This window comes from Mesorhizobium sp. M1E.F.Ca.ET.041.01.1.1 (genome assembly GCF_003997355.1).
Lineage (GTDB): Bacteria > Pseudomonadota > Alphaproteobacteria > Rhizobiales > Rhizobiaceae > Mesorhizobium.
Genome location: NZ_RZSL01000427.1, coordinates 1 through 5,445, shown reverse-complemented (window position 1 = coordinate 5,445; position 5,445 = coordinate 1). Strand labels below are relative to the sequence as shown.

Here is a 5,445-nt window from a genome sequence, read left to right as displayed (position 1 = left end):
CCCTGACGCCTTTGAAGCGGTCGATGTGCTGTTCGTCGACGAGGCGGCACAGATGGCCCTCCCCAACGTGCTCGCCGTCTCGCAGGCAGCGAAGACGCTTGTCCTCGTGGGTGATCCTCAGCAGCTCGACCAGCCTATCCAGGGCAGCCACCCTGACGGGTGCGATGTGTCCGCGCTCCATCACATCCTCGACGGCGCGCAAACCATCCCGCTGGACCGCGGCTTGTTCCTCGACGAAACATGGCGGCTCCACCCCGACATCTGTGGGTTTACGTCCGAGCTATTCTACGCTGGGGAACTCAGCCCTCGCCAAGGGTTGGCGGATCAGCTCATCGGCGGCGAGACACGCTTGTCCGGCGCGGGCCTGAGGTGGCTGCCCGTCGCGCATAGCGGCAACCAGAGCAATTCGCCGGAGGAGGCAGAGGCCATCGCGGACCTCGTCAGGGAAGTCACCACCGCCGGCATTAGCTGGACCGATCGGCTCGGGGATGTTCGTCCGTTGACGCTCGACGACATCCTCATCATCGCACCCTTCAATGCCCAGGTGTTTGAGATCCAAAAGCGCCTGCCCGGCGCACGGGTCGGTACGGTGGACAAGTTTCAGGGACAGGAAGCGCCGATCGCCATCTACTCGACGGCGACCTCAAGTCCCGCCGATGCGCCGCGCGGGATGGAATTCCTGTACAGCCTCAACCGCCTTAACGTGGCGACGTCCCGGGCGAAATGCGTATGCGTGCTGGTGTCGTCTCCCATGCTTTTCCAAGCTGAGTGCCGAACGCCTCGCCAGATGCAGCTTGCAAATGCACTTTGCCGATACCTGGAGCTCGCCTCGCCGATATGACAGTTTGAGTTTATGGGCATCCCGACCGGGTGCGCAGGCAGGGACCGCGGCTATTGGCAATGGGAACTGCTGATAGTACTGGCATATGAACGCTACTACACACATTCAATTCAATACGCGGTCGAGTTGCAGGAATCTCAAATCAGCGATCGTGACGTGGTCAGCATGATCAGCGCATTGTTTGTCGATCAAGGCTTAGCAGTTGGCATGTTCCTCCTAAGGCTACGAAATGGCGCCGATTTGGCGCTAACATTACCGAAAGAACGCATCTCACCGCTGATTGAGTTCCTCAACGCCCACACGAACCTGCATGGCGCGGGCCACGATGGCCAAGCGGCCGCGACTGCTCGGGTAGACGAATTCCTGGCTGTTCGCGACGACTTGAGAATGCCGATTGTTTCGGAGATAGCCACTCGGGTGGTGAAGAATCTGCACCTCGCCTCCGATCGAAGCGGCGTAGCCGTCACTTATGAGACGATCCTCGGCGAGGCTGGAAGCTTCAAACTAGATGACGTCGCTACGCAAGGCTTCGCCGCCGGTCTGGACGATCTGTGGGCTGCGTTGCCGACTAGCTCCGTCAGGGCGGGGAGCAACCGACACTGATCCTCTAAGGGCGAGTCTCACGGCCTCTGCAATTTGACCTGTCGCAGACCTGTTCGAAGATCTTAAGATGACAGGTGCCCGGCGGAGCATCGCACGTACCTGGCCCGCATTCGTTAGCCCGCAGTTGCATCGTGCATTGTTCTCCACCGCCGTACCCCTTCCTTCGTTCTTCAGAAAGGGTCAGGCGTCAAGCTGAGGACGTCAACTAGCCCTCATGTGAAAATGTTAATCGAGATCGAGCAGCGGTTTGAACCGGGAGACATCTCGGGAGAATTGCGTGTGCGACCTGGCGTCGTCTCTGGCTGAGCGGAGAACTCTAAGCTCGCACGTGCATTCGCCGAGAGGGTCACAAGGATAAGAATTCCTGGTTTCGGCCGTAGAGGAATGCCTGATAACGCTCGGCATTGGCCAATTTCTCGGGATCGATTGCTTGCTTTGCTGCGAACCGAATAGTCACTGGGTGACTTAGCTTGAGGAGGCTACCAATACCATACTGCTCCTCGACTTTCCGACCGGCTTCAAGGACGGCTTTCAGCCGAGCGTACTCCGATTGCACTGCCGGGTTCGATGACCTGGAAAGTCTCCGGTAGGCAATGCCTCAGCCCGTCTGAGTGCCTGCGGAACCAAACCGGTTGACATAACTTCCATTTTATGAGAGTTACAAACTAACAGAAGGTGGAAGTTAATTATGGCAAGACCTGCCCGCACTTCGCTGTCATTTTTCACGTCCCGGGAACTGGCGGTCGCCGCTCGCCTTTCGGCGCGCAACATGGGCCTGCTCATCGAGCAGCGTTTGGCACCGGAGGCGGTCGAGAATGGCTCCGGAAAATCGGGCCACCGCAGGTATGATGCAGCTGCGCTGGCGCATGCTGCTTTGATTGGGTGCCTTCAAAATGCAGGTTTTGAGCTGCTTGTTTCGGCACGGTTGGCAGCTGCTTTCGCCAATGACCATGCTGCCAGCCACGGACGTTTGCACTCGAACCTCGGCGCGTTCCTCCACCCGCCGCTCAATCCCGGAAAGTCATATCCTTGGGGCAAGACGCCCAACGATCCTGACATCAGCTTCGAACAGGATTTCTGGCTTCACTACCTTCTTCGCAACCAGTCCAGCATCTATCTGCGCGGCAAGGCTTTGATGGGTGATTTCATCATCGAGATTGCTGACCACGCCTATGTCGTGACGCGTATTCTCGACCTCGAAAAGGTGAAGGTCTTCTCACCGGTTTCGCGCGATGGGCTGCCGGTTAGCATCGAATATCGGATTGCCGGACGTGGCTCCGCGGCACGGATCGTTCCGGCTCATATGGAAGTCAACAGCCTGGACTTCTCGGTTGATCCGGTGTCGGCCGAGCAGATGCGCAGGCTGGAGCAGGACTATCTCAAAGGGCGCAGGGATGCGGAGACGATCGTCAACATCAATCTCTCCCTCGGCATCCGCAATGCCTTCGATAGGGTTCAGGACGACCGAGAGACGAGAGGCAGCATCCTCGAGCTACAGACGGAAGCTTGACTGACCTTAGATGACCGGGAGTGGGAACTGCCACCGGGATTCGCACGGCGGCTTTCAGGTTCGGAGGTCAAGCGGTGCAAATGATCCTGAGGTCCAGCCCGACTGTTTCCTTGAGATAAGTCAGTGATGCCGCGATGCCGATCGATTGGGCTTACGTTCGCCCGCCTTCGGAAAGACCCGGCTGCACACCCAATATTTCGGCCCTTACCTGCTGCAGGCGGCTCACTTCCATCACCTGAGCCAGATCTCCAGATGCTCCCCTCAGGAAACGACTCGGGCGCCCGCCACTTTTGGCGGGATCATTGCGGGCGCGCATGTGGACCCAGAGCTGAGCAAACTTGCTGACCCCGCGTGCTAACCAGCACCGCCTGCGATGACACTTCGACCACGTCCTTCACAAGGCTAACTGAGAGCTAGGCCGAAGCCGCCGATATTGATCCAGGGGCCGAAATCCGCGCTGAAAAACCTTCCTAGGACACTCAAGGTTACAACTTTGCGTCTGGCAGAGTCACAACTTTGGGTGTGGAATTTCTTCCTAAGAAATCATTCAATGATTTCAATGGCTTCCAGAGGGGCAGAGTCACAACTTTGAGTGTGGCATCAAAAAATGGTCGTACACCCAAAGTATTGTACTTGGAACCCAAAGTTTTGACTCTCGTAGGATTCGAGAGGAGTCTTGAAGGACTCAGTAACCTTGGCTCCCTTCTCTCTTAACCACTATCGGATCAAGGAGGCAGATCGCGTAACGTTGGATAGCCGGCCGAACGGGATCTTGCAAGGGGAGTCGAAGGTCACGGTTAACAATGGGCGCCCTGCCCCCTGCTGGAGACGCAGAACATCATGGTGAATGCGTTCGATCAAATGCGATCGGCTCTCTGGTAACGGTTGCCCCTGTCCTGAACGATCAGGGACGCTGATGGGCCTTGGCACCGACGCTGCAAGCTAATCGTTGCGGCTCTGGCCAAGGTCGGGCGTTTAGTTGGATTGCCAGCCTGCGTTGAATGTTGCAGCGCGCCGATATTCTCCTCGGGTGGTCGCCAGAATTTGCTGGCAGACCTTTTCGAAAGGAAGATGGAATGGACACGGCTGTAGCCAATGATTTCGTCGCCGACCTTGTCCAGACGACAAAAGCGGCCTGGAAGAACATCAGTACGTACAAGCGCCCGCCTGAGGCGCTGAACTTGGCAGGCCACTCAAACCAGACGGAACTCTGGGGTACGGATTCAGCACTCGATTTCTTTGAGACCCGGTGGGGGGAAGTTGCGGCCCACCTGCTGATATCCGCTGAAAGCAAAAGGCAGCATGCCAACATCGTGATGCCCACCATGGGTATTCGGGCCGAAAAGCAGCTGAATGAGTGCATCAAACAGGCTCTCCCTGGCTGCACGGTCACCATCAGTTGCTCTGTGATGAGGGTGGATTGGACGGACTTGATATGAGGGAGGCTGGATTGCGTAAGATCAGCACCGAAGAAACCATCGGTCATGTAGTGGATTTCGTTCGAAGTGTGGCTCAGGTCGAGCGTTTGTTGGCTCCATCCGAGGCAGGACAGGAAAGTCCCCCAGATCACCATAAGTCGTTACGCCAGACTCGCCGGGCGGAGCTACGGGCGCTCAAGTCTTGCATAGTTCCCCTTCGTAGATGCACCTCGGACACTCAGAGACACGCGGTCGAACTGGCGTACCAAGCTGAACGGCCAAGCACTTTGAACGGAGACGCGGAGCCTCTCACCGATAAAGACATCATGGATATCAGAGACCGTCTGATGTCGTGCCTTGAGGAGGGTTTTCTTGGGGACGACACTGCGCTGGAGGCGTGCACATGGGCCGTTCTTATACCTGACTTCCTCGCGAGGCGGAGGTTAAACGGACCGCTGTTTCGCTGATTTGGATCAACGGACGAATACTTCATCAGGTGCGGGATACACTCCCCTAACCGAAACGCCGCCGAACCTGATCTTGAAGGCCGGAAACCGCGCCGGAAAACTTTCCCGGAACACTCAAGGTTACAACTTTGCGTCTGGGAGAGTCACAACTTTGAGTGTGGAATTTCTTCCTAAAAAATCATGCAATGATTTCAATGGCTTCCAGAGGGGCAGAGTCACAACTTTGAGTGTGGTATCACTAGACGCAACGACATTATCGGCCCGATCGCAAGATCGGGCCGATTTGCTTAGACGACCAGCGAGCCCCATCATGATCGACCACATCACCATCGAAGTGAGCGACCTCGATAAGAGCAAGCTCTTCTACGAAAAGGCTTTTGCGCCCTTGGGGTATCGCCTATCCTTCGGCAAGGAAGGCGTGTTCTGGGCCTTCGATGTTGGCAATGGCTGCCTGTTCGAAATCCAGCGCACGGGCGAGAAGCCGCCGCTCACGCATCTGCATGTCGCGTTCCGGGTGAAGAGCAAGGCGGAGGTCGACGCGTTCTATCGGGCGGCGCTCGAGGCGGGCGCCGCGGACAATGGCGCGCCCGGCCCACGCCTGAACTA

Annotated in this window: 5 protein-coding genes; all 5 read left to right on the top strand. The window is 57.2% G+C overall.

The window, feature by feature from the left end:
- Positions 1 to 841 (top strand): DEAD/DEAH box helicase (locus tag EOA38_RS26765; protein WP_189434917.1); only part of this gene is annotated, 841 nt, incomplete at its 5' end.
- Between the two features lie 12 nt (positions 842 to 853).
- Positions 854 to 1,444, top strand: a complete 591-nt coding sequence (locus tag EOA38_RS26760) for a hypothetical protein (RefSeq protein ID WP_127300650.1) — start codon at positions 854 to 856, stop codon at positions 1,442 to 1,444.
- Positions 1,445 to 2,132: 688 nt separating this feature from the next.
- Positions 2,133 to 2,954: a hypothetical protein gene (locus tag EOA38_RS26755; RefSeq protein WP_127300649.1), complete on the top strand. Its 822-nt coding sequence runs from the start codon at positions 2,133 to 2,135 to the stop codon at positions 2,952 to 2,954.
- Positions 2,955 to 4,030: 1,076 nt separating this feature from the next.
- Positions 4,031 to 4,393, top strand: a complete 363-nt coding sequence (locus tag EOA38_RS26750; RefSeq protein WP_127300648.1) for a hypothetical protein — start codon at positions 4,031 to 4,033, stop codon at positions 4,391 to 4,393.
- 756 nt (positions 4,394 to 5,149) lie between these two features.
- The coding region (locus EOA38_RS26745) for a VOC family protein (protein WP_127300647.1) at positions 5,150 to 5,445 on the top strand (296 nt) is incomplete at its 3' end.